The sequence below is a fragment of the Achromobacter sp. ISS7 genome (genome assembly GCF_056523125.1).
The window spans coordinates 3901706-3924878 of record NZ_JAWRZD010000001.1 but is presented as its reverse complement, the minus strand read 5'-3'; the positions used below and the strand labels follow the sequence as shown (position 1 = coordinate 3924878).

The 23173-nt window shown below is 66.9% G+C and carries 21 protein-coding genes; 13 read left to right on the top strand and 8 right to left on the bottom strand.

Annotation, left to right across the window (positions count from 1 at the left end; translation table 11 throughout):
• Positions 1-48: 48 nt before the first annotated feature.
• The 5 genes from AC1HFW_RS17665 to mpl all read right to left on the bottom strand — a co-directional run bounded on the left by AC1HFW_RS17665 (position 49) and on the right by mpl (position 8220).
• A complete protein-coding gene (locus AC1HFW_RS17665; protein WP_479284635.1) occupies positions 49-2535 on the bottom strand; it encodes a sensor histidine kinase in 2487 nt (828 codons plus the stop codon).
• Positions 2522-3193, bottom strand: a complete 672-nt coding sequence (locus tag AC1HFW_RS17660) for a response regulator transcription factor (RefSeq protein WP_006392749.1) — start codon at positions 3191-3193, stop codon at positions 2522-2524. The genes AC1HFW_RS17665 and AC1HFW_RS17660 overlap by 14 nt, the downstream gene beginning before the upstream one ends.
• A gap of 1032 nt (positions 3194-4225) precedes the next feature.
• Complete coding sequence (locus AC1HFW_RS17655; RefSeq protein WP_241074351.1) at positions 4226-6133, bottom strand: ribonuclease catalytic domain-containing protein; 1908 nt, start codon at positions 6131-6133, stop codon at positions 4226-4228.
• A 66-nt stretch (positions 6134-6199) separates the two neighbouring features.
• The gene (locus tag AC1HFW_RS17650) at positions 6200-6802 is read right to left on the bottom strand and encodes a YqiA/YcfP family alpha/beta fold hydrolase (protein WP_006392751.1); all 603 of its coding nucleotides are present in this window, start codon (positions 6800-6802) and stop codon (positions 6200-6202) included.
• A gap of 47 nt (positions 6803-6849) precedes the next feature.
• Positions 6850-8220 (bottom strand): UDP-N-acetylmuramate:L-alanyl-gamma-D-glutamyl-meso-diaminopimelate ligase, encoded by a 1371-nt coding sequence (gene mpl / locus AC1HFW_RS17645; protein ID WP_006392752.1) that lies wholly within the window; start codon positions 8218-8220, stop codon positions 6850-6852.
• Positions 8221-8318: 98 nt separating this feature from the next.
• Here mpl and AC1HFW_RS17640 point away from each other — a divergent pair, with 98 nt between their 5' ends.
• From AC1HFW_RS17640 to AC1HFW_RS17580, 13 genes are all read left to right on the top strand, one after another.
• Positions 8319-8855: a TlpA family protein disulfide reductase gene (locus AC1HFW_RS17640; RefSeq protein WP_006392753.1), complete on the top strand. Its 537-nt coding sequence runs from the start codon at positions 8319-8321 to the stop codon at positions 8853-8855.
• An 89-nt stretch (positions 8856-8944) separates the two neighbouring features.
• The gene (gene aroQ, locus AC1HFW_RS17635) at positions 8945-9379 is read left to right on the top strand and encodes a type II 3-dehydroquinate dehydratase (protein WP_006392754.1); all 435 of its coding nucleotides are present in this window, start codon (positions 8945-8947) and stop codon (positions 9377-9379) included.
• Between the two features lie 88 nt (positions 9380-9467).
• On the top strand, positions 9468-9923 hold the full coding sequence (gene accB / locus AC1HFW_RS17630) for an acetyl-CoA carboxylase biotin carboxyl carrier protein (RefSeq protein WP_006392755.1): 456 nt from the start codon (positions 9468-9470) through the stop codon (positions 9921-9923).
• 9 nt (positions 9924-9932) lie between these two features.
• Complete coding sequence (gene accC, locus AC1HFW_RS17625) at positions 9933-11279, top strand: acetyl-CoA carboxylase biotin carboxylase subunit (protein ID WP_006392756.1); 1347 nt, start codon at positions 9933-9935, stop codon at positions 11277-11279.
• Positions 11280-11378: 99 nt separating this feature from the next.
• Positions 11379-12305: a 50S ribosomal protein L11 methyltransferase gene (prmA, locus tag AC1HFW_RS17620; RefSeq protein WP_006392757.1), complete on the top strand. Its 927-nt coding sequence runs from the start codon at positions 11379-11381 to the stop codon at positions 12303-12305.
• A gap of 23 nt (positions 12306-12328) precedes the next feature.
• Complete coding sequence (locus AC1HFW_RS17615; RefSeq protein ID WP_479284631.1) at positions 12329-13897, top strand: DUF3426 domain-containing protein; 1569 nt, start codon at positions 12329-12331, stop codon at positions 13895-13897.
• Positions 13898-13909: 12 nt separating this feature from the next.
• Complete coding sequence (locus AC1HFW_RS17610; RefSeq protein ID WP_061072514.1) at positions 13910-14851, top strand: carbohydrate kinase family protein; 942 nt, start codon at positions 13910-13912, stop codon at positions 14849-14851.
• A 220-nt stretch (positions 14852-15071) separates the two neighbouring features.
• Positions 15072-15575, top strand: a complete 504-nt coding sequence (locus AC1HFW_RS17605) for an outer membrane lipoprotein (protein ID WP_006388608.1) — start codon at positions 15072-15074, stop codon at positions 15573-15575.
• Between the two features lie 422 nt (positions 15576-15997).
• Positions 15998-16234, top strand: coding sequence for an acyl carrier protein (locus AC1HFW_RS17600; protein WP_006392761.1), 237 nt, complete (start codon positions 15998-16000; stop codon positions 16232-16234).
• Entirely contained in the window at positions 16215-17393 is a 1179-nt protein-coding gene (locus AC1HFW_RS17595; RefSeq protein ID WP_035359959.1) for a D-alanyl-lipoteichoic acid biosynthesis protein DltD, read from the top strand. Before AC1HFW_RS17600 ends, AC1HFW_RS17595 begins: the two co-directional genes overlap by 20 nt.
• A complete protein-coding gene (locus AC1HFW_RS17590; protein ID WP_006392763.1) occupies positions 17390-17596 on the top strand; it encodes a hypothetical protein in 207 nt (68 codons plus the stop codon). Before AC1HFW_RS17595 ends, AC1HFW_RS17590 begins: the two co-directional genes overlap by 4 nt.
• 7 nt (positions 17597-17603) lie before the next feature.
• Positions 17604-18731 (top strand): MBOAT family O-acyltransferase, encoded by a 1128-nt coding sequence (locus tag AC1HFW_RS17585; protein ID WP_035359960.1) that lies wholly within the window; start codon positions 17604-17606, stop codon positions 18729-18731.
• Positions 18732-18747: 16 nt separating this feature from the next.
• Positions 18748-20196, top strand: coding sequence for a D-alanine--poly(phosphoribitol) ligase (locus AC1HFW_RS17580; protein WP_479284629.1), 1449 nt, complete (start codon positions 18748-18750; stop codon positions 20194-20196).
• Between the two features lie 59 nt (positions 20197-20255).
• Here the strand turns inward: AC1HFW_RS17580 and AC1HFW_RS17575 are convergent, their stop codons facing one another.
• The 3 genes from AC1HFW_RS17575 to AC1HFW_RS17565 all read right to left on the bottom strand — a co-directional run bounded on the left by AC1HFW_RS17575 (position 20256) and on the right by AC1HFW_RS17565 (position 23170).
• Positions 20256-20816: a YggT family protein gene (locus AC1HFW_RS17575; protein WP_006392766.1), complete on the bottom strand. Its 561-nt coding sequence runs from the start codon at positions 20814-20816 to the stop codon at positions 20256-20258.
• A 167-nt stretch (positions 20817-20983) separates the two neighbouring features.
• A complete protein-coding gene (locus AC1HFW_RS17570; RefSeq protein ID WP_104021831.1) occupies positions 20984-21625 on the bottom strand; it encodes a histone H1-like DNA-binding protein in 642 nt (213 codons plus the stop codon).
• A 345-nt stretch (positions 21626-21970) separates the two neighbouring features.
• Positions 21971-23170, bottom strand: a complete 1200-nt coding sequence (locus AC1HFW_RS17565; RefSeq protein ID WP_035359961.1) for a ribonucleotide-diphosphate reductase subunit beta — start codon at positions 23168-23170, stop codon at positions 21971-21973.
• Between the last annotated feature and the right edge of the window lie 3 nt (positions 23171-23173).

The window sequence follows — 23173 nt, the reverse complement described above, 5'->3', positions numbered from 1 at the left end:
CTGTCATGGCGCGACAGCCGGGATAGGGGTAATCCCGGTATCGCCGCGCTAGGGCCGCTCGGGCGTGTCGGTGACCAGCCGGATCCAGTTCTGCACGAAGCGCGAATGGCGCCGCTGGTCCAGCCCCACCAGCAGCGCCGGCGACAGCACCACCGGCTGCACGATGCCCTGCGAGCGCGCCAGCACCGCTTCCGAGGTCCAGCGGCCCGGCGTGTCTTCCATAATCGACCCCAGCGCCGCGTGGCTGGAGGCCACCTGCTGGCCGGCGGGCGACAGCAGCCAGTCCACCAGCGCGCGGCCGAGGTCCGGATTGGGCGCGCGCCGCGCGATCAGCACCGAGCGCGCCAGCACCAGTACGTAGTCCTGCGGGAACACCACGCCGATCTTGCTGCCCGCCGCCTGGCGCGACAGGGCGTAGGAGCCGAGGATGTTGTAGCCCAGGTCCATCTCGTCGTTCTCGATGGCGTCGAGCAGTTCGGCGCTGGTGGCCGACAGCCGCACGCCGACCTGGCCGAAGGCGTTGGCCAGGCCCCAGAAGTTCGACGACACCAGCTCGTCCTGCTCGGCAATCAGGTAGCCCACGCTGCTGCGCGAGATGTCGTAGGTGCCGACGCGGCCGTGCAGCCGCGCGCGGTCGTGCTCCAGCGTGCGCAGCAGGTCCTGGCGCGAGCGCGGCACGGTGGCCTCGGTGTAGCGCTTGGGGTTGTAGACGATCACGGCCGGCTCGAAGGTGAAGCCGTAGACCTCGTTGCGCCACACCGCCCAGGACGGCAGCTTGGCGGCGTAGGGCGAGGTGTAGCGCTGCGCGTAGCCGTCGTTGGCCAGGCGGATCTGCAGGTCCGAGGCCGAGCTCATCAGCACGTCCACCTCCTTGAGCCGGTCCTCGATGGCGGCCTCGTACAGCTCGCGGCTGCCCATCTCGCGGTACACCACGGTGACGTCGGGCCGCTGCGCCTGGAAGCCGAGGATCAGCGGCGCCACCACCGGCGTGTCGGTGGGGCCGGCGATGGTCAGCACGCGCGAGGACGGCTGCGGCGCCGGGTAGCGCGTGACGATCTCGGGGATGTCGGCGGCGCGCACCTCGGCGGGCGCGGCGGCCAGCAGCAGCACGGCCGCGCCGACGGCGCCGAGCCAATTGGCCACGTTGCGGCCGGCGCGCTGCCGCGCCAGCGGCAGGATGACGCGCGCCGACAGGCCGCCGCCGGGGCGGTCCTGCAGCCACAGCGAACCGCCGTGCGCCATCGCCACCGAGCGCACGATGGCCAGTCCCAGTCCCGAGCCGGGCAGCGATTCGCCAGTGCGGCCGCGGGTGAAGCGCTGCTGCACGGCGTCCTTCTCGTCATCGGCGATGCCCGGTCCGCGATCCGACACGGTCAGCGCCACCCGGTAGCCGGCCACCGGCGTGGCCTGGATGTCGACGGCGCCCTCGGGCGCATAGCGCAAGGCGTTGTCCACCAGATTGCGCAGCATTTCCCGCAGCGCCACGCGGTCGCCGGCGATGCGGGCGCGCCGCACCTGCGGCGCGATCTCGATGCGCAGCCGCTGCGCCTCCAGCGGCCCGATGCGGCGGCGGGTCTCGTTGATGGTCTCGGCCACGCCAACGGGCGCGCGCGCGCCCTTGCCCAGCCGGTGCGTGATGGTGGCGTCCATCAGCAGCTGGTTGATGAGCTGGCTGGCGTGCATGGCGTTCAGGTGGATGCGGCCAAGGCGCTCGTGCAGCCGCTTGGGATCGGTCTCGTCCAGCGCCACTTCGGCCTGCGCCCGCAGCGAGGCCAGGGGCGTGCGCACCTGGTGGGCGGCATCGGCGACCAGGGTGTTGAGGGTGTCCATGATGCCCGACAGGCGTTGCATGAAGGCGTTCAGGGCTTCGACCAGGCGCCGCACTTCGGTCGGCACCGGCGTGACCAGCGGCGCTAGGTCGTCCGGCGCCCGCCGCCGCAATTCGCGCTCCACGACGGCCAGCGGCGCGAAGGCGCGCTGCACGCCGAACCACAGCAGGCCCAGCGCCACCAGCGACACGACGACCAGCGGCAGCACGCTGCGCCCCAGGATCTCGTCGGCCAGCTCCTCGCGCGATCCGAGCGTTTCCGCCACCCGCACGGTGACCCAGCCGGCATGCTGGCTGGCCGACACCAGCCGGCCCACCGTGGCCACGCGCACCGGCTCGTCGTGGTAGCTGAGGTAGGTGAAGACTGGCGTGGCCGATTGCGCCAGCGGCAGGCCCGGCGCCAGATCGGCGTAGCCGGTGATGAGGCGGCCGTTGGAGGCGCGGGCCTCGTAGAACACGCGCTCGCTGCCCGACAGCATGGCCAGGGACGACACCGGCGGCTCGACGGTGACGCCGTTGTCCTCGATCTGGACCGAGCCGGCGATGGTCAGCGCCGAGGCCGCCAGCAGCCGGTCGAAGGCCTGCTCGGCGGCGCGCTGGGCATAGTCGCGCAGGAAGAACACCAGCCCGATCAGCGCGCACGCCAGCAGCACCGCGCCCAGCGTGAAGACGCGGCGGCGGATGGAAAAGCTGTCAGGAAGGCTCATGGCTGCGGGCCTGGTAGCCGACGCCGCGCACGGTGACGATATCGATCGAGGCGCCCGCCAGCTTCTTGCGCAGGCGCGAGATCAGCAGCTCCAGCGCGTTGAGCGAGCCGTCGTCCAGGTCGAACAGCTGGTTCATCAGCCGTTCCTTGGCCACGGTCTGGCCGAGCTTGCCGACCAGGATCTCCAGCAGCCGGAATTCGCGCCGCCCCAGTTCCAGCGGCGCGCCGGCCAGCACGACGTGGCGGTTGGCCAGGTCGAGGCTCAGGTTGCCATAGGCGGTGACGCTGCTGGTCTGCCCGGCGGGCCGGCGCAGCAGGGCGCGCAACCGCGCTTCCAGTTCGCGCAGGTCGAAAGGCTTGACGAGGTAGTCGTCGGCGCCGAGGTCGAGCATGTCGATCTTGTCTTCGATCTCGGAACGCGCGGTTACGACGAGCACGGGCGCTTCGAGCCCGGCGGCGCGCAGTTCGCGAATGACGCTGAAGCCGTCCTTGCCAGGCAGATTGATGTCGAGCACCAGGGCATCCCAGGTCTCGTCCAGGCCCCAGCGCAGCGCGGCGACGCCATCACGCACCCATTGGACGCTATGGCCGGCCGAACGCAGTTTGCTCTCCACGGCATCGCCCAGGTCGAGGTTGTCCTCGACCAGCAGAATGCGCATGTCCGTCCTCCGAAATTTGATTTGTGATTTTTTTTCGGCAGTTTAACGGGAGGCACGATTGGTGTCGCGGCGGTTGTGGTGTTCTGTTGGCCGCCCGTGGCGTCGGCGGCCGGTGGGGTGCGGGGCTACGATTGCGGTCCGGAGCGTTCGCTCCGAACTTCCCCGTTGTCATCTTCGTCCAGGCCTTCGGCCTTCCCTTCAGATTCCCTCGGGCGCATCTACACGCCCCGCGCCCCACCGGCCGCCGACGCCACGAGCTACAGCGTGATCACTTCACCGGCGTGGGGGGCGAATCGTGTGCTTGGCGTTTTGGCGAAAGATCGGGAGGGACGGAAGATTTTGCGGGGCCGCCAAAACCGGCCGCGCGGGCGGCCTTCTTTGGCATTTGGGGGGAGGTCGGGCGAGATGCGGAAAGAGTCCGTGAGCATTGCGGGAGGTGTTCTGCGTGGAGGGGGCCGGGATGCATTGGGCGTTCTCCCACGGAAGAATCCGGGATGGGGGCGACTCCCCGCGGAAGAATCAGCGAGGCATCACCATGTCTTCCCCATCACCCATTCTTCCCAAGTATCAGGCGGCGCGCGAAGTCCATCACGCGCACGCTACTCTCCACCGCGCGCCGCCCACTCTCCACCCCCCCGACTGGACGGCACCCCAGCAAACAACCCGCCACCCGCGCGCAGCGCCAACACGTCAAGCCAAGACACCGCGTAAGTTGCGGGTGGCCGCCCGCGCGGCCACCCGCAACGGGCATCAGCAATCTCGTGAAGTTTCCCCGCCCCAGCAGCGCGACAGGCCAAGAAAAACGTAGCCCGTCTGGCAGGCGGCCCTGGCGGCGGGCAACCTCGATGCGCCCGACGGAATCCGAAGGCAGCCGCCGCCAGGCGGCAACGAGGATGAGGCAGGGGCAGTCCGGAGCGAACGCTCCGGACCGCAATCGTGGGCGCCCGCCGCCAGGGCCGCCTGCCAGACGGGCGACCTAAGAAAGCCCCCCGCAGCCAGCAGAAACACCCCAACGACAAGCCAATTGCCGTCCTAGGCAGCGGCCTCTTCAGCCGCCGGCCCCACCTGCCCCACATACCGGCAATCCAACTCCAGCGACAACTCATCCATCCCCAGAATCTCCACCTCCACCGCCGTCCCCCGCTCCAGCTCCGGCATCCCACCGATGCGGGTGACGAGGGGGCAGTTGGCGAAGCGGACCAGGTCTTCGCGCAGCACGTGGGCCACCGTGCGGGTGATGTGGTGCTGCTTCAGCCAGCGCAGGCACCAGTAGCGCTCCATCGCGCTCTGGAACTCGGCCCAGGCCGCGTACTGCGCGTCGAACGCGCCGATGATCGCGAACAGGTCCGCGTCGCGCGGCTTGAAGGGGGCCACCAGGCGCGCCGAGACGCCGTGTTCCACCGCGGCGATCAGCTGCCACTGGTTCACCAGGTCGACGTAGCGGCGCAGCGGCGACGTGCTCCAGGCGTATTGCGGCACGCCGATGGCTTCATGCGGCAGCGCCTGCGTGCTCATGCGCACGCGGCCCGCCTGTTGCGAGCGGTAGATGCCGGGCACGCCGTGCTGGTTGAGCAGGCCGCCCCACAGATTGTTGGCCAGGATCATGTACTCGGCCACCATCCGGTCCAGCGGCGCGTTGCGCTGGCGCGGCACCAGGCGCACCGGGGTGTCGGGATCGTCGGGGTTGCCGTCCAGGTAGAAGCTGTACTCCACCCGCGAATTGTTCTCGGGCTTGCCGCGCACGTTCTCGCGTTGCGCCGACAGCGCCTGCGCCAGCTTCCACAGCGGGCGCAGCCAGTGGCCGTAGGGCATGTCGGTGGACGTGTCGTTCAGGCTGTCTTCCGTGACCTGGGCGTCGAGCATGTTGTGGCGCAGGTTCTCGCGCACCACCACGCGCTCCAGGCGCGTGTCGGATTCGATGACCTCGCCGGTTTCCGGGTTGGCCACCACGTACAGCGACAGCACCGGCACCTCGCGGCCCGCGTCCAGCGAGAACGCCTTGATGACATTGTCGGGCTGCATCGGGATCTTGTCGCCCGGCATGTAGACGGTCGACAGGCGCGCGCGCGCCAGCTTGTCGAATTCGCTGTCGCGCGTCACGGTCAGGCCGGGGGCGGCCACGTGGATGCCGACCCGCAGGTTGCCGTCGGGCAGGGTGGAGACCGACAGGGCATCGTCGATCTCGGTGGTGGTGACGTCGTCGACCGAGTAGATCTCGGCGTCCGACAGCGGCAGTTCGCGGTCGATCGGCGGCAGTTCCAGCTCGGGGAAGGCCAGGCCGCGCGGGAAGTTCACCGCCAGGAAGCGGCGCTTGTGCAGGGCCAGCGCGTGCGGCCAGGCGCCCAGTTCCAGCAGCAGGCGGTCGGGGCCCTTGCCGAGCTTGGCGCAGGCGGCGTCCAGCGCCTTCCATTGCTGTGAATTCTTGTCGGGCCGGATCAGCAGCGATTCGGCGGCCTGGGCGATGGGCTCGGGCAGGCGGCCGGCGGCCATTTCATCGACCCATTCCTGCTGCTGCTCGGCCTGGCGCTGCTTCTTTTCCAGCGCGGCCAGGGCGGCGGCCAGGATATCGGGCGGGGCGGGGCGGTAGCTGCCCTTGCCGCGGCGGTGGAAATAGGCGGGCGCGCCGTGCAGGCGCATCAGCAGCGCGGCCTGTTCGACCGGGGTGGGGGCGTGGCCAAAGTAGTCGGCCGCCAGCGCGGGCGAATCGAATTCCTCCTGGGGTGCGCATTCCCACAGGAATTGCAGGTCCAGGGTCTCGGCCAGCGCGGTCGCCTGGGCCATCAGCGCGGCCGGTTCGGGCGCGGCGAAATTGAACAGGGTATTGGCGCGCTTGATCTTGCTGCGCTTGCCCGATTCCGACTCCACCTGCAGGCTGGCGTCGGTTTCGGACAGGATATGGCCGGCCTTGAAGCTGCCGTCGTCTTCGTAAAACACATACATGGTGAGGGTCGTCCTGGGCGGCGCGCATGCGTCGCCTTGCGCAGCTATCTATCGTTGATGTCAGTGTTATTTGGGGCCATTCGGCGCGGAGCCAAGGGCGAATTCGAGCACCTCGGGCATCCAGTCGGCGAAATCGGACAGGCCGTGGTCGCTGCCCTGCACGATGCGCTGGCGGCAGCCCGCGTAGCGATCGCGCATTTCGCGCCAGTCCAGCACCTCGTCGCCCGTCGCCGCCACCAGGAAATACCGCTCTGGCTGGGTGATCCGGCTGACGTGCAGGGCGGCCAGTTCCTGCACATACTCCGGCAGGAACATGAATGGCGCGTCGGAATGATACATGCGGTGCTCGCCCACCTGGGTCGCCAGGTCGCGCGCGGCCTCGACCGCGGGGTTGAGCAGCACTGCCTTGCAACCGAGCTGTTCAGCCAGCCAGGTGGCGTAGAAGCCGCCCAGCGACGAACCGACCACGGTCAGCGCGCGCGGGTCGGCGGCGCCGGCCAATTGTTCGCGGGCGATGCCCAGCGCCAGCTCGGCGGCCTCGCGCGGGCTGGCCGGCAGTTGCGGGCAGGCCCACGCGCCAGCCAGCCCGCGGGCGGCCATGGCGTCGGCCATCAGGCGGGCCTTGAACGAGGTCGGCGAGGAACGGAAGCCATGCAGGTAAAGAATCATCTCGTGCCTTTCCGGTGGAGCGGGATCGCGGATGGCGGCGCCTGGCCTCAGCCGCGCGCCTCCAGGGCGGCCAGCAGCTTGCCGTGGATGCCGCCGAAGCCGCCGTTGCTCATCACCAGCACCTGGTCGCCGGGTCGCGCGGCGCGCGTCACGGCGGCCACCAGGGCGTCGATATCATCGTAACTGGAAGCGCGCTCGCCCAGGGGCGCCAGCACCTCGGCCGGATTCCAGCCCAGGGCGTGCTTGCCCGCCCGGGCGCCGAAGCAGAACACCAGGTCCGCGTCGCGCAGGGAGTCGGGCAGGCGCGCCGCCATGGCGCCCAGCTTCATGGTGTTGGAGCGCGGCTCCAGCACCGCCAGGATGCGCGCCGGCCCGACCTGTCGGCGCAGGCCTTCCAGGGTGGTGGCGATGGCGGTGGGGTGGTGGGCGAAATCGTCGTAGACCTTGACGCCGTTGACGGTGCCGCGCAGTTCCATGCGGCGCTTGACCCCGCCGAACCGGCTCAGGGCGTCGACGCCCTCGGCCGCCGGCACGCCGGCGTGCTCGGCGGCGGCCAGCGCGGCCAGCGCGTTCATGCGGTTGTGCTCGCCGCCCAGGGTCCAGCGCACGGTGCCCATGCCGACGCCGTCGCGCCGCACGTCGAAGGCGCCGCTATCGTCGGGCGTGCCCGCCTGCCAGGCGCCATCGGCGCCGAACGTGACGGTTTCCGACCAGCATCCGCGCGCAATCACGCGGTCCAGCGCCTCCGAATGCGTCGGGCGGATGATGCGGCCGGACGCGGGAATGGTGCGAACCAGGTGATGGAATTGGGTCTCGATGGCCGCCAGATCGGGGAAAATGTCGGCGTGATCGTATTCCAGGTTGTTCAGCACCGCGGTGCGCGGGCGATAGTGGACGAACTTGGAACGCTTGTCGAAGAATGCCGTGTCGTACTCGTCTGCCTCGATCACGAAGGGGCGGCGCGCCGGGTCGTAGCGCGCCGACACCTGCAGGTCGGTGGCCACGCCGCCGATCAGGAAGTTGGGCGCCAGCCCCGCGGCTTCCAGGATCCAGGCCAGCATCGAGCTGGTGGTGGTCTTGCCATGGGTGCCGGCCACCGCCAGCACGTGGGCGCCCGGCAGGATGTTGTCGCCCAGCCATTGCGGGCCGGACACATAGCGGGCGCCGGATTCCAGAATGGCTTCCATCAAGGGATTGCCGCGGCTGACGACGTTGCCGATCACGTACAGGTCCGGCTTGAGGGCCATCTGTTCGGGGCCGAAGCCCTCGATCAGCTCGATCCCCTGTTCGGACAGCTGGGTGCTCATGGGCGGGTAGACGCCGGCGTCGCAACCGGTGACCTTGTGGCCGGCGGCGCGCGCGATCAGCGCCAGGCCGCCCATGAACGTACCGCAGATGCCAAGAATGTGCAGGTGCATTGAAAACTCTCCTGTCCTGCATTGTATATATAGGCGCAGGTCAAGCCGGCGCCGCGGGCGATGCGGCGCAAACCGGCCGCAGCGGTTATGATCGCGCCATGAATCGACGCCTACTCCTTTCCGCCGCCGTGGCCGTGGCCGCCACGGTCGCGGGTGGCTTCACCCTGCTGGGGCGCAACAAGTCCCAGCCGGCACCCGCGGCGCCCGCCGCCGAGGATCCCGTCGCCGCCCTCATGCAGTTGCAGCTGCCCGACCTGAACGGCGCGACCCAGTCGCTGGCCGCCTGGAAAGGCCAGCCCATCGTGGTGAATTTCTGGGCCACCTGGTGCGCGCCTTGCGTCAAGGAAATGCCCGAACTCGACGCGTTGCAGAAAAAATACCCGCAAATCAAGTTTGTCGGCATCGGCGTGGATTCTGCCGCCAACATGCAAAAATTTGTCGAGAAAGTACAGGTTTCCTACCCGTTGTGGGTCATTGGCGCCGGTGCCATCGACACCCTGCGCAAGCTCGGAAATCCCAGCGGCGGCCTGCCGTTTACTATCGTTTTCAATGCAGATGGCAGCATTAACCGGAAGATATTGGGTGAAATCCAGCCCGATGATCTCAACCAGACGCTATCCGGTTTGAAGGCGTAAGTCTGTTGGACAAATAGTAGGAATTGGCGTAAAAAGCTGGTTTATCGGCTGTTTTGCCAACAATTGGCAATCCACTCTTTGGCAAGCGCATGGCGCAAAACATACTGGTATTGCATGGCCCGAATCTGAACCTGCTCGGCACCCGGGAACCTCATATCTACGGCAGCCTCACGCTGTCCCAGATCAACGAGGGCCTGGAGCGGCTGGCCGGTGACTTGGGCGCCACGCTGACGGCGTGGCAAGGCAATCATGAAGGCGCGCTGGTTGACCGCATTCAGGCGGCCCGGCAAGACGGCACCGATTTCATCATCATCAACGCGGCGGCATATACGCACACCAGCGTCGCGATCCGCGATGCGCTGGCCGGGGTCGCGATCCCATTTATTGAAGTACATTTGTCCAACCTGTATAAGCGAGAGCCCTTCAGGCATCACTCATATCTGTCCGATTTGGCGGTAGGCCTCATCAGTGGTCTGGGCGCGGACGGCTACGAAGCGGCTCTGCGTTACGCAGTGCGGCACTGATCTCGCACCAACTCTCAGCTTTTACATCTTATATGGCGCGGCCCCGACGACCGGGACGTTGCCCACACTATCTCGGGAAGCAGCTTCTATGGACCTTCGAAAACTCAAAACCCTGATCGACCTGGTGGCTGAATCGGGCATCGCCGAGCTGGAAATCACCGAAGGCGAAGGCAAGGTTCGCATCGTCAAGTTCTCGCAGACCCTGCAGCCGGTGGCCTACCACCAGCCGGAAGCCGGCGTCGCCGCCGCCCCGGTGGCCGCCGCGCCCGCCGCTGCCCCCGCCGCGGCCGAAGCCGCCCCGGTGATCCAGGGCCACGTGGTCAAGGCGCCGATGGTCGGCACCTTCTACCGTTCGCCGAACCCGGGCGCCGCGCCGTTCATCGACGTCGGCCAATCGGTCAAGGAAGGCGATCCGCTGTGCATCATTGAAGCCATGAAGCTGCTCAATGAAATCGAAGCCGACAAGTCCGGCGTCATCAAAGAAATCCTGGTCGAAAACGGCGAGCCCGTCGAGTACGGTCAACCCCTGTTCGTCATTGGCTGATAGCTGAAAATGTTCGAAAAAATCCTGATCGCCAACCGGGGCGAAATCGCCCTGCGCATTCAGCGCGCCTGCCGCGAGCTGGGCATCAAGACCGTGGTGGTGCACTCCGAGGCGGACCGCGAAGCCAAGTACGTGCGCCTGGCCGATGAATCGGTGTGCATCGGGCCCGCGCCGTCGCGTGAAAGCTACCTCAACATGCCGGCCATCATTTCGGCGGCCGAAGTCACGGATTCCGAGGCAATCCACCCGGGTTACGGGTTCTTGTCCGAAAATGCCGACTTCGCTGATCGCGTCGAAAAGAGCGGTTTCGTCTTCATCGGCCCGCGCCCCGACACCATTCGCCTGATGGGCGACAAGGTCAGCGCCAAGCGCGCCATGATCGAAGCCGGCGTGCCGGTGGTGCCCGGTTCCGAAGGCGCGTTGCCCGACGATCCGCAGGAAATCATCCGCGTTGCGCGCGAAGTCGGTTATCCGGTCATCATCAAGGCCGCTGGCGGCGGTGGTGGCCGCGGCATGCGCGTGGTGTACACCGAGGCCGCGCTGCTGAACGCCGTCACCATGACGCGTTCGGAAGCGGGCGCCGCGTTCAACAACCCGGAAGTCTATATGGAGAAGTTCCTCGAGAACCCGCGCCATGTGGAAATCCAGGTGCTGGCCGACGGCGGTCGCAACGCCGTGTGGCTGGGCGAACGCGACTGCTCCATGCAGCGCCGCCACCAGAAGGTCATCGAGGAAGCGCCGGCCCCCGGCATCGCGCGCCGCCTGATCGAGCGCATCGGCGACCGCTGCGCCGACGCCTGCCGCAAGATGGGCTACCGTGGCGCCGGCACGTTCGAGTTCCTGTATGAGAACGGCGAGTTCTATTTCATCGAAATGAACACCCGCATCCAGGTCGAACACCCGGTCACCGAGCTGATCACCGGCATCGACCTGGTGCAGCAGCAGATCCTGATCGCCGCCGGCGAGAAGTTCACGCTGCGCCAGCGCGACATCACCTTCAAGGGTCATGCGCTCGAGTGCCGCATCAACGCCGAGGATCCGTTCCGCTTCGTGCCCAGCCCTGGCCGCATCACCAACTGGCATACGCCGGGCGGCCCGGGCGTGCGCATCGATTCGCACGCGTTCAACGGCTACTTCGTGCCGCCGAACTATGATTCGATGATCGCCAAGGTCATCACCTACGGCGACACGCGCGACCAGGCCCTGGCGCGCATGCGCACCGCGCTGTCGGAAATGGTGGTGGAAGGCATTTCCACCAACATCCCGCTGCACCGTGAACTGCTGCAGGACGCCCGCTTCATCGAAGGCGGCACCAGCATCCACTATCTGGAAAACAAGCTGGCCCAGCGCCCCTGACCAGCACAATAGGGGCCCTTGGCCCCTTTTTTACTGCCTTAACCGGCTGATCGGGCCGCGGCGTTTGCCGCGGCCCGTTGGCCAGATGGAAGAATCATCATGCGTGAACTCGTGCTCCATTGCCAGGAGGCGCAAGCCGAGGCCCTGTCCGACGCCCTGCTGGAAGCCGGCGTGCTGTCGGTGTCCGTCGAGGACGCCGACCTGGGCACCGACGACGAGCGTCCGCTGTTTGGCGAACCGGGCACCGAGCCCGACGTGCAGGCCTGGGAACGCAATCGCGTCGTGGCCCTGCTGCCGGACGGAGCCGATCCCGCGCAGATCATGGAAGAAGCCGCCGCCGCGGGCGAACTGGACCCGGCGCTGTTCGCCGGCTGGAGCCTGCGCGACGTGCCGGACGCCGACTGGGTGCGCCTGACGCAATCGCAGTTCGGCCCCATCCACATCGCCGAGCGCCTCTGGATCGTGCCCAGCTGGCACCGCGACAGCCCGGACGTGCCGGGCCTGGAAGCGGCCGAGGCCGAGGACGGCGCCATCCATATCGAACTCGATCCGGGCCTGGCCTTCGGCACCGGCAGCCATCCGACCACGCACCTGTGCCTGGCCTGGCTGGAAGCCGAGCTGCCCAAGGGCGCGACCCTGCTGGACTACGGCTGCGGCTCGGGCATCCTGGCCATCGCCGCCCGCAAGCTGGGCGCCGGCCCGACCCAGGCGGTCGATATCGACGCGCAGGCGGTGCAGAGCACGGTCTTCAACGCCGAGGTCAACCACGTCGACCTGCAGGCCATGTTGCCCGACGGCCTGGCCGACGGCACCTTCGAAGTGGTGGTGGCCAACATCCTGTCCAACCCGCTGAAGGTGCTGGCGCCCATGCTCGCCGGCCGCGTCGCCGCGGGCGGCCACCTGGTGCTGTCCGGCGTGCTGGAACGGCAGGCCGAGGAAGTCGCCGCCGCCTACGCGCCCTGGATCGCCATGTCGGTCTGGCGCGCCCGTGACGGCTGGGTCTGCCTGCACGGCCAGAAGGCCTGAGTCCGTTTTCGCCGGATCACGCCATGGCCCTGACCACCCGCTGCCCGCAATGCGGCACGTCATTCAAGGTGGTGCCCGACCAGTTCCGGGTCCGCAACGGCCTGGTGCGTTGCGGCGCCTGCGCCACCGTGTTCGACGGCCGCGCCTGCCTGCTGCCTGAGGCGGGCATACCGGCTGCGGGCATACCGGCTGCGGGCGTACCGGCAGCGGGCGTACCGGCTGCGGGCATCCCGGTTGCTGACACGCCGCCCGCTCATGTCCCGGTTCCCGCTACTGCGCCCGCCGGCCTGCCGGCCACGAGCGCCCCGGCGGTCGTCCCGCCGCCGACCGTCACCCGGCCCGTTCCTCCCATCGCTTCCTCGGTGATCGCCGCGCCGGTCCTGGCGCCACCCGCGCCGCCGCCCGCCGACGAGCCGCCGCCCTTGGTGCGACGGCCGTCCGCCGAGCCGAGCGCCGTGGCGCCCTGGGACGACCTGCCCGACGAGCCTTTCCTGGCGCCGGCTGCGCGCGAGGATGCGGCCTGGCCCGTCACACCGCCCGCCATCGCGCCGGCGGCTGCCGCCGCCAGCCACTCGCCGCGCGTCGAGCCCCCCGCGATGCCGCCGGCGGTGCTGCGCGGCCGCGACGACATCCGCCGCCGCATCGAACCCGATGCCGCGCTGGCGGAAGAGGGCGATGACGACGAAGACGAAAACGAAAACGAAGACCTCGACCGCTACGACGACGAGCCGCGCCTGGCCCAGGCGCCGCGCTGGCAGGAACCCGTCGCGCCGCGCGACGAGCCCATCGTGGCGGTGCGCGACAGCGCGCGCTGGGACGCGCCGCGCGCCACCCGGCCGGCCGAGCCGGTCTTCGTGGTGCGTGACGACGACGCCGATTCGCGCCACGACGATGACGAGGATGAGCGCGACAGGGATCTCGACGACGATCGCGACAGGCATCACGACGACCCTCGCGAGGGCATCGATGCCGATCCCGAGCGCGACGAGGATTCGCCGGAACCGATCCTGGGCGACACGCGCACGCGCTACTCCAGCGCCACCGACGTCGGCCGCGCGCCGCCCGAATTCCTCGACCAGGACCGCCAGGAGCGCCGCGGCCTGCTGCGCAAGCTGTGGGGCTACGCCTGCCTGCTCGGCCTGATCGCATTGGGATTGCAGCTGCTGTACGTGTACCGCATCGATATCGCCAACTCCGTGCCAGTCCTGCGGCCCGCGCTCGAGACCGTCTGCAAGCCGCTCGGCTGCACGGTCGGCTACGCGCGCCGCCTCGAGCGGATCGCGATTTCCTCGTCGTCGCTGCAGCCGCCCACGGGCGCCGCCGCCATCGACGACGGCCGCACCCGGCTGGTGTTGAACCTGGTCCTGCGCAACCGCTACGACAAGCCGCAGCACTGGCCCGCGCTGGTGCTGGACCTGACTGATTTGTCGGACACCGTGGTGGTGCGCCGGGTGCTGATGCCCGAGAATTACCTGACGCCCGAGCAGTTGCGCGGTCCTTTCGGACCGGCGGGCGAACTGAAGATTTCCGTGCCGATTGAAGTGACCGGTGTCCAGGTCAACGGCTACCAACTCGACAAGTTCTTTCCCTGAAGGATGACATTCATGGCAACCCCTGTTCTGGTCTGCGGTTCGATGGCGTTCGACACCATCGCGGTGTTCGAAGGCCGCTTCAAGGAACACATCCTGGCCGACCGCATCCAATCCCTGAGCGTGTCGTTCCTGGTTCCCAGCATGCGCAAGGAATACGGCGGCTGCTCCGGCAACATCGCCTACAACATGAACCTGCTGGGCGGCAAGCCGGTGCCGGTGGCCACCGTGGGCGAAGACGCTGGTGAATACCTCGAGCGCCTGGACGGCCTCGGTATCGACACCAGCCGGGTCAAGGTCGTGCCCGGCACCTTCACCGCGCAGTGCTTCATCACCACCGACCTGGACGACAACCAGATCACCGCGTTCCACCCGGGCGCCATGTCCTTCTCCGCCAGCAACGACCTGAGCGACGCCAAGGCCACCTGGGGCATCGTCGCCCCGGACGCCAAGGAAGGCATGTTCGCCCACGCCGAGCGCCTGCATAAGCAGGGCATCCCGTTCATCTTCGACCTGGGCCAGGCCATGCCGCTGTTCGACGGCGCCGACCTGGAACGCATGCTCGGCCTGGCGCAGGCCCTGACGGTCAACGACTATGAAGCCGGCGTGGTGGAACAACGCACCGGCCGCAGCATGGCCGACATCGCCACCAAGCTGCAGGCCGTGGTCGTGACCCGCGGCGCCGAAGGCGCCACGTTGCTGACCGAAGGCAAGACCATCCAGATCGCCCCGGTGCGCGCCACCCAGGTGGTCGACCCCACCGGTTGCGGCGACGCGCAGCGCGGCGGCCTGCTCTACGGCCTGACCAGCGGCTGGAGCTGGGAAGACAGCTGCCGCCTGGGCAACGTCATGGGCGCCATCAAGATCGCCTCGCGCGGTCCGCAGAACCACGCGCCGTCGCGCGCCGAGATCGACGCCGTGCTGCACGCCACCTACGGCATCCATCTGCCGGGCTGAGCGCCCCGCTGACCCGTCCGGGCCGCTTCGGGAACCTGAAGCCGCCGGGATGGTCGAACGGCAATCAAGAAAACCGGCCGCGGCGTGAGAACACCGCGGCCGGTTTGCAAATCGGTTTTCCGCCCATGGCGGTGAGTTTCAGTGTGTTGCACGTTAGGCTGCCGTCCTGTCTGGGCAGAGTATGATCAGAGCGTCGGCAGTGCCCGATCAAGGAGTCCAAATGAACCAAAGCAAAACCTTTTCCTTGTTGACGCCGCGTACCGGCCGCTGGCTGGCCGTGGCTGCCGTCGTGACCTCGATGGCTGTCCTGGGCGGTTGCGCCAATCGCAGCGCGTCCAGCGGTGTGTATAGCTATGATCAGGCCCAGCGCGAGCAGATCGTTCGCACGGGCACGGTAACGGGCGTGCGCCCCATCGTCATCCAGAACGACAAGTCCAGCGGCGTCGGCATGCTGGCCGGCGGCGCGCTGGGCGGCGTGGCGGGTAACGCCATCGGTGGCGGCACGGGCCGCACCATCGCCACCGTCGGCGGCGCCATCCTGGGCGCCCTGGCAGGCAACGCGGTGGAAAACCAGGTCGGCAAGAATTCCGGCTACGAAATCACGGTCCGCCTGGATAACGGCGAAACCCGCGTCGTGGCCCAGGAAGCCGATGTGCCGATCAGCGTCGGCCAGCGCGTCCAGGTCATCAGCGGCGCCGGTCCCACGCGCGTCACGCCGATGTAAAAGGTTGGCGTCGGCCAATGGAAAAGCCCGCGAAAGCGGGCTTTTCTGTTTTGGGCGGCCGCGATGGCGGGCCTTGGGGGGGCCGCCAAAAGGGCCGCCTGGGGGGCAGGGGACGGATGCCGCGCGGAAATCTGTCGTTCCGCTGCAACGCAGCACCCGGTATTTACCCGCAAGCGTTACGTTTACGCGCTTTTTATAGCGATTTGGTCTGTAAGTTTCATGGCGATTCGACGTTTGTAGTGCCATGATTGCATCCGTGAGCGATCTCGCCGCCTGACTTTGATGTAACCAAGTGCATCGGCGGGGCGCTCCAGGATGCTGTAAATGTCAGTCGATTTTCAGCGATTTTTTGTATACTCGCCGTCCTGTATCTCGGGGCGGGGAATATTTTGCCGACGAGGCAATGTAACGCCGCACTCTCTATGCATACCGAGCAAGAACTCCACACCAAGATCGGCTCTATCGTTGAGTCGATCGTCATGAAGAAAGTCACTCCCGATACGCAACTGATTGCCACTGGCCTGGTCGACTCGCTCGCCGCCGTGGATATCACGCTGGCGGTCGAGGCGGAGTACGGCTGCAGCATTCCGGCTCCCGAGATCGCGGAGCATCTGCAGTCGGTCCGCACGCTCGCCGGCTATGTCGCTGCCAATATTTAGCAATACCCGCCTGTTGTCCCACGTTGCAGCAGCCACCACGGCGGTGGCGCTGGCGTATGGGGCCTTTTGTGGCGCGGACGACGTGCTGTCCAGCATCGTCAATCCGGTTTCCACGGTGGCGGCGTCCAAGAGCAACTACCTGCCCAATCTGGGGCCGGATTGGGGCACGCAGCACGTCAACCTGAACCGGCTGGGCAATGCGCTCAGCGACGGGACGCTGGTGGTGCTGGGTTCCTCCGAATTGTCCAGCCATGACCTGCGTTTCGTGCCTTACCGTTTCTTCCCTGAAGAACTGAAGGTGCCGACGCTGGCCTACGGCCACGCCATGTTCCAGTCGTACGGCATTGTCAGCGTGCTCGAGTCGGTGGCCGATTCGCTGACGCCGAACACGCGGCTGGTGATCATGGTGTCGCCGGCCTGGTTTGCTTCGGGCGGCCAGCTGCCGCGCAGCGCGTTCGCCGAACACGTGACCGGCCCGGTCTGGGAACGCCTCTGGGACAAGCCCAGCACGCGCGAGCAGATGCAGACCTGGATCAGCGACAACGCCAACTGGGGCCTGCTGTGGCTGATCGCCAATGGCCAGGTCGCCGAGCTCAAGGACAAGCTGTCGCTGTGGTGGAACGCGCGCAAGGAACCCGCGCCCGACCGTCCGCGCAGCAAGCTGTCGGTGCCCGCGCACCGCTTCGTCTCGTGGCCCTCGTCGGCCAAGCTCAATTCCGGCCAGTGGTCGCGCCTGACCCACGAGGCGCGCGAAGTCGAGCACCAGCTGGGCAGCAACAACCCCTACGACGTGCGCGACGACTACTACAAGCAGTACCTGGCGCCGCTGTATTCGCCGGCGCGCAATGAGTTCGCCAACGTCGATCCGCTCACCCGCACCGAGCTGGGTGATCTGTCGCGTGTCATGGCCTTGCTGCAACGGCGCAAGGTCAAGGCCTACTTCGTGATCCAGCCGTTCAATCCCAAGCTCATCCTGGACGTCGAGCGCTTCGACCCGGTGGTGGCCGCCATCACCGGCATGTGCCAGCGCTACCAGATGGGTTGCCTCGATATGTACAGCATTCCCTTCGAACCGGGCATGGTGCGTGATGACATGCATCTGGCCGAGCTCGGTTGGGCGATGGCGGACCAAGGCATTGCGGAGTACTTTTCCCGATGAACCCCTCTCAGAAAACCGATGCGACGCCGGACGGCGCCGCCCAGGGGCCGGACGCCCGCAAGGCGGCCAAGGCCTGGGGGCGCCGCTTCTTCTGGCATCTCTGCCTGTATATCGGGGTGATCCTGGTGTTCGTGCTGCAGGCGCAGCCCACCACGGGTAGCGGCGGACCTATCAAGGTCGAATTCCAATATCAACAGTTCTGACCGCAGCATGGAATTGTTCGCAAGCTTGAGCTTCTTCGGCGGCGCCCTGTTCGGCGGGCTGGGTCTGTTGGCGTACCGTTCGTTCGGCATGCCCCTGCGCATCGGTTATCGCCACATCATCGGCGTGATCTGCCTGGGCGTGTGGATGGCGGTGTTCTGGGCGCGCCCCTATCAGCCGATCGCGCTGCTGGCCATTTCGGGCAGCGCGCTGTGGGCCATGCGCCGCAACTACATCCCGACCTGGCTGGCCGTCATCATCACCATGACGCCGCTGCTGCTGGTGAAGACCGGCGTCTCGCACCTGGGCGCGATGCTGGGCCTGTCGTTCGCCACCTTCCGCGCCATCGACGTGCTGCTGTTCGCGCCGCGCAACGAGCGCGTGTCGCCGCTGGATTACTTCATCTACCTGTTCTTCCCGCTGACGCTGCTGGCCGGTCCGATGTACCGCTGGCGCAGCTTCCAGGCCGACCTCAAGCGCGGCTACGAAGGCGTGAACCTGAACACCTGGCTGGCGGGCCTGGAACTGATCATGCTGGGCGTGATCCAGAAGTTCGGCCTGGCCGAGCTGATCTGGCGCTACGGCCTGTCGACCCTGGACGCGCACGACTACTCGTTCACCGGCGTGGCGCTGAACGCCTCGCTCTACAGCGCCTACCTGTTCTTCGATTTCGCCGGCTATTCCACCATGGCCATCGGTATCGGCATGTTGTTCGGCTTCACCCTGCCGATCAACTTCCGCAACCCGCTGGCGACGCTCAATCCGCAGGACTTCTGGCGCCGTTGGCACATCAGCCTGTCCGAGTGGTTGCGCGACGTGGTGTTCATGCCGATCTACAAGGCGCTGAGCAAGACCTCGTTCTTCTCGCGCCACCGGATGGCGGCGCAGAATATCGGCATCTTCGCCACGCTGCTGGCGATGGGCGTGTGGAACGGCCTGTCGGTGCACTACATCGTCAGCGGCCTGATGTTCGGCGCGTACTCGGTGGGCCACAACCTGCTGATCAACGCGGCGCGCACCCGCCCGGCCCTGCAGGCCACGCTGGCGCGGCCCGTCATGCGTTTCCTCGGGCGCGTCCTCACTTTGATTCTGGCTGCCCTGGCGCTTTACGTGTTCAGCGGTCGCAGTCCCATCTGATGCCCGGAGTTTCGGCATGCGTTTCGACCTGAAGACCTTCCAGTTCGTTGACTCCGCGCGCGCGCCCGACGCGCTCGCGGTGGTCGGCGCCGACCGCAGCCTGACCTGGGCGCAGCTGCGCGACGAGGCCACGGCCTGGGCCGACGAAGCGCGCGCGCATGGCGCGGCGCCGGATGTGCCGGTCGCCATCTATGGCCACAAGGAAGCTTCGTTCTTCGTCGCCATGGTGGGGGCGCTGCTGGTCGGCGCGCCGTTCGTGCCGGTCGACACCATCTATCCGCCCGAGCGCCTGCGCCGCATCGTCGAGATCGTGCGCGCTGCCGCCGTCTACGACGCGGCCGCGCGCGGCTTCGAGCCGGGCGAGGGCGCCGAGCTGGCCGAGCGCGGCCTGGCCTATGTCATGTTCACGTCCGGCAGCACCGGCGACCCCAAGGGCGTGCAGATCGGCCGCGAAAGCGTCGGCCTGCTGGGCGACTGGATGCTCGGCAGCTTCGATCTGGGCGAGGCGCCGGTGTTCATGAACCAGGCGCCGTTCAGCTTCGACCTGTCGATGTACGAGGTGTTCGCCACGCTGGCCGCTGGCGGCACCTGCGTGCTGAATTCGCGCGAGCAGATCGGCTCGGCCGCGACCTGGATGAGCCGGCTGGCGCAGCAGGGCGTGACCGTGTGGGTCTCGACGCCGTCATTCGCCCACCAGCAGCTGGCCAACCGCGATTTCTCGCCGGCCACGCTGCCGACGCTGCGCACCTTCCTGTTCTGCGGCGAGCCGTTGCCGGCGGCGCTGGCGAAGAAACTGCGCCAGCGTTTCCCGGACGCCGTCATCCTGAATACCTACGGTCCGACCGAGGCCACCGTGGCCACGACCTGGATCGCCATCACCGACGCGGTGCTGGCGGCGCACGATCCGCTGCCCGTCGGCCATGCCAAGCCCGATTGCGAACTGCGCATCGAGGACGGCGAGATCTGCATCATCGGCGACCACGTCATGCGCGGCTACCTGAACCGCCAGGACCTGAACGAGGTCAAGCTGTTCGTGGCCGAGGATGGCCGCCGCGGCTTTCGCACCGGCGACCTGGGGCAGCTGGACGCGGACGGCCTGCTGTTCTGCCGCGGCCGCATGGACGACCAGATCAAGCTGAACGGCTATCGCATCGAGCTGGCCGAGATCGACGAGGCCTTGCATGGCCTGCCGGGCGTGGAGGGCGGCGCCTGCGCGGTGCTGCGGCGGCCGGACGGCACCGCGGTGCGCCTGATCGGCTTCGTCGCCGGCGTGGCGGCCGAGCAGGCCGAAGCCAGCCTGCTGGCCCAGGATGCGTTGACGGGGTGGAAGGATAGGCTGGGGCAGCGCCTGCCGCCCTATATGGTGCCGTCCGAGCTGGTGGCCTGCGCGTCGCTGCCTATGTCGAACAACCACAAGATCGATCGCAAGAGGCTGATCGATATCTACGCCGCGATTCCGGCGTAACGCGCCGCCCGCGGCGTGCGCCAGAGACGGCCCGGGCAGTTCGCCGGGCCGTTGTCGTTTCAGACGCCCATCATGCTGTAGCTCAGGCGCGCCAGCACCATCAGCAGGACCTGCGCCACGATCAGCAGCACCAGCGGCGAGAAGTCGATCGAGGTGCGCGGCAGCAGCCGGCGGATGGGATCCAGCATCGGCGCGGTCAGCGCCTGCAGCATCGGCATCATGGGCGCCATCGGGTTGACCCACGACAGCACCGCCTGGATCAGCGTCAGCCACACCACCAGGTTCAGCGCCCACTTGAGCGCCATCAGCAGCGCCGACAGCATGGCCGAGGGCAGCAGCGCGGCCGGGATCAGCGCGCCGATGGCGATCAGCCAGATCAGCAGCAGGTAGACCAGCGCCGCCAGCCAGGTGGCGACCAGGCTGGTCCAGTCGATCTTGTTGCCGGCGGGAATGATCTTGCGCAGCGGCAGCACCAGCCAGTTGGTGGCCTGATAGATGACGCGCGCCAGCGGATTGAAGGGATGCAGCCGTATCGCGTGCATCCAGGCGCGGGCGATGAGTGCGGCGCCGAACAGCGTGAACGCGATTTCGAGCAGGAAGCGAAGGATTTCACCGAGCATGGACGCTATCTACCTAATGATGACGGCTTTTATTGTCTCACGGCATCGTCGCAACGGTAGCGCCCAAGGCGCGGGGACACGCTTCTTTCTTCGGGGAAGGGGCAAATAAAAACCGCCTGGCCGGGGCCAGGCGGTTTGAGGTACTGCTACCGTTGTGACCGGTCCGATTACGGACGGCCACCCGTCGGGAACGGCCACGACGCGGCGGGGTTCAGCGCGGTCTTCGCGCCCGGGGCAGCAGCCGTGGACGGCGGCGTGGCGGGCTTCTTCGGAGCGGCTTTCTTCGCAGCGGGCTTCTTGGCAGCGGCAGGCTTTGCAGCAGGCTTGGCGGCCGGCTTGGCAGCAGGCTTCGCGGCAGGCTTCTTGGCAGCCGGGGCCTTCTTGGCTACGGCTTTCTTGGCAACCGCCTTCTTGGCGGGGGCCTTCTTGGCAACCGCCTTCTTGGCGACGGCCTTCTTGGCTACCGCTTTCTTGGCGACGACCTTCTTGGCAACCGCTTTCTTGGCGACGGCCTTCTTGGCAACCGCCTTCTTGGCGACGACCTTCTTGGCCGCTGCCTTCTTGGCTACCGGCTTCTTGGCCGCGACTTTCTTGGCGACGGCCTTCTTGGCTACCGCTTTCTTCGCGACCTTCTTGGCGGCCGGCTTCTTGGCGGCAACCTTCTTCACCGCCGGCTTCTTGGCGGCGACCTTCTTGACGGCTACCTTCTTGACGGCAGCTTTCTTGGCCGGGGCGGCCTTCTTCGCTACTGCCTTCTTGGCGGCGGGCTTCTTCACCGCTTTCTTTACGGCTTTCTTGGCTGTTGCCATGGTCATGCTCCTTAGGTTCAGGGGTCCCAGAACTTAAACCCGTGCCCCGATCCGCCAACAAGGCGAACCGTGCCCGGGCTATTCATCGGCGCATGCCGCTGTTCTGTGCGAGCAACAGCTACTACGGTTTGCGCTAATGAATTCGGCACAGCCATTTGATATGGCCCCCGCTCCTTTGGCGCGAGCCATTTCAAATGGCGCCGGTGGGCAGTCTGATCACAGACCGCCTACCGCTTGTTCTACGTGTTCGAAAACACCCTGACCTGGGAGATCGTCCTCGAGCCTGGCGCGAACGCGACGCTCTTTGCAAGAGCGTGCCCGCGCCGGGCCCGAAGGCGAACTACGTTACTCCCAGCTCAGCGTGCCACCGGTTTGGTATTCGATCACGCGAGTTTCAAAAAAGTTGCGTTCCTTCTTAAGATCGATCATCTCCGCCATCCACGGGAAGGGATTCTCTTCCTGCGGGTACAGCGGTTCGATACCGATTTGCTGGCAACGACGGTTGGCGATGAAGCGCAGGTAGGATTTGAACATGGGAGCGTTCAAGCCCAACACACCACGCGGCATCGTGTCTTCGGCGTAAGCGTATTCGAGTTCGACCGCTTTGCGGAAGAGTTCTCGAATTTCTTCGCGGAATTCCGGCGTCCACAGATGCGGATTTTCCAGTTTGACGGTGTTGATCAGGTCGATGCCGAAATTGCAGTGCATGGATTCATCGCGCAGGATGTACATGTACTGCTCGGCCGCGCCGGTCATCTTGTTCTGGCGACCGAGCGCCAGGATCTGCGTGAAGCCAACGTAGAAGAACAGGCCTTCCATCAGGCAAGCGAAGACGATCAGGGACTTCAGCAGCGTCTGGTCGGCTTCGGGCGTGCCCGTCTTGAAGTTGGGGTCCGCGATCGCGTCGATGAACGGGATCAGGAACTCGTCCTTGGCGCGGATGGACGGCACTTCGTTGTAAGCGTTGAAGATCTCCGCTTCGTCCAGGTCCAGGCTTTCGACGATGTATTGATAGGCGTGCGTGTGGATGGCTTCTTCGAAGGCCTGGCGCAGCAGGAACTGGCGGCATTCGGGGGCCGTGATGTGGCGGTAGGTGCCCAGCACGATGTTGTTCGCGGCCAGCGAGTCGGCCGTGACGAAGAAACCCAGGTTGCGCTTGACGATGCGGCGCTCGTCCTCGGTGAGCCCGTTCGGGTTCTTCCAGAGGGCGATGTCGCGCGACATGTTGATTTCTTGCGGCATCCAGTGGTTCGCGCACGTGGCCAGGTATTTCTCCCATGCCCACTTGTACTTGAACGGCACTAGCTGGTTGACGTCGGTCTCGCCATTGATGATGCGCTTGTCCGCAACCTTCACGCGTTGTGAGGTGGCGCTGCCGCTGGCCGTCAGGCCGGCCGCATGCTGCGGCGCGGCCGGGGTCGGCATGGCGGTGTCGCCGAACACGCCGGTCGCCGCCCGGACTTCGGGCGCAGCCTGCCCGCCCGCCGCGGGCGCGGGGGCTTGTGCAGGTTGCTTGGCGAGGGTGTCGTCTTCCCAATTAATCATGAT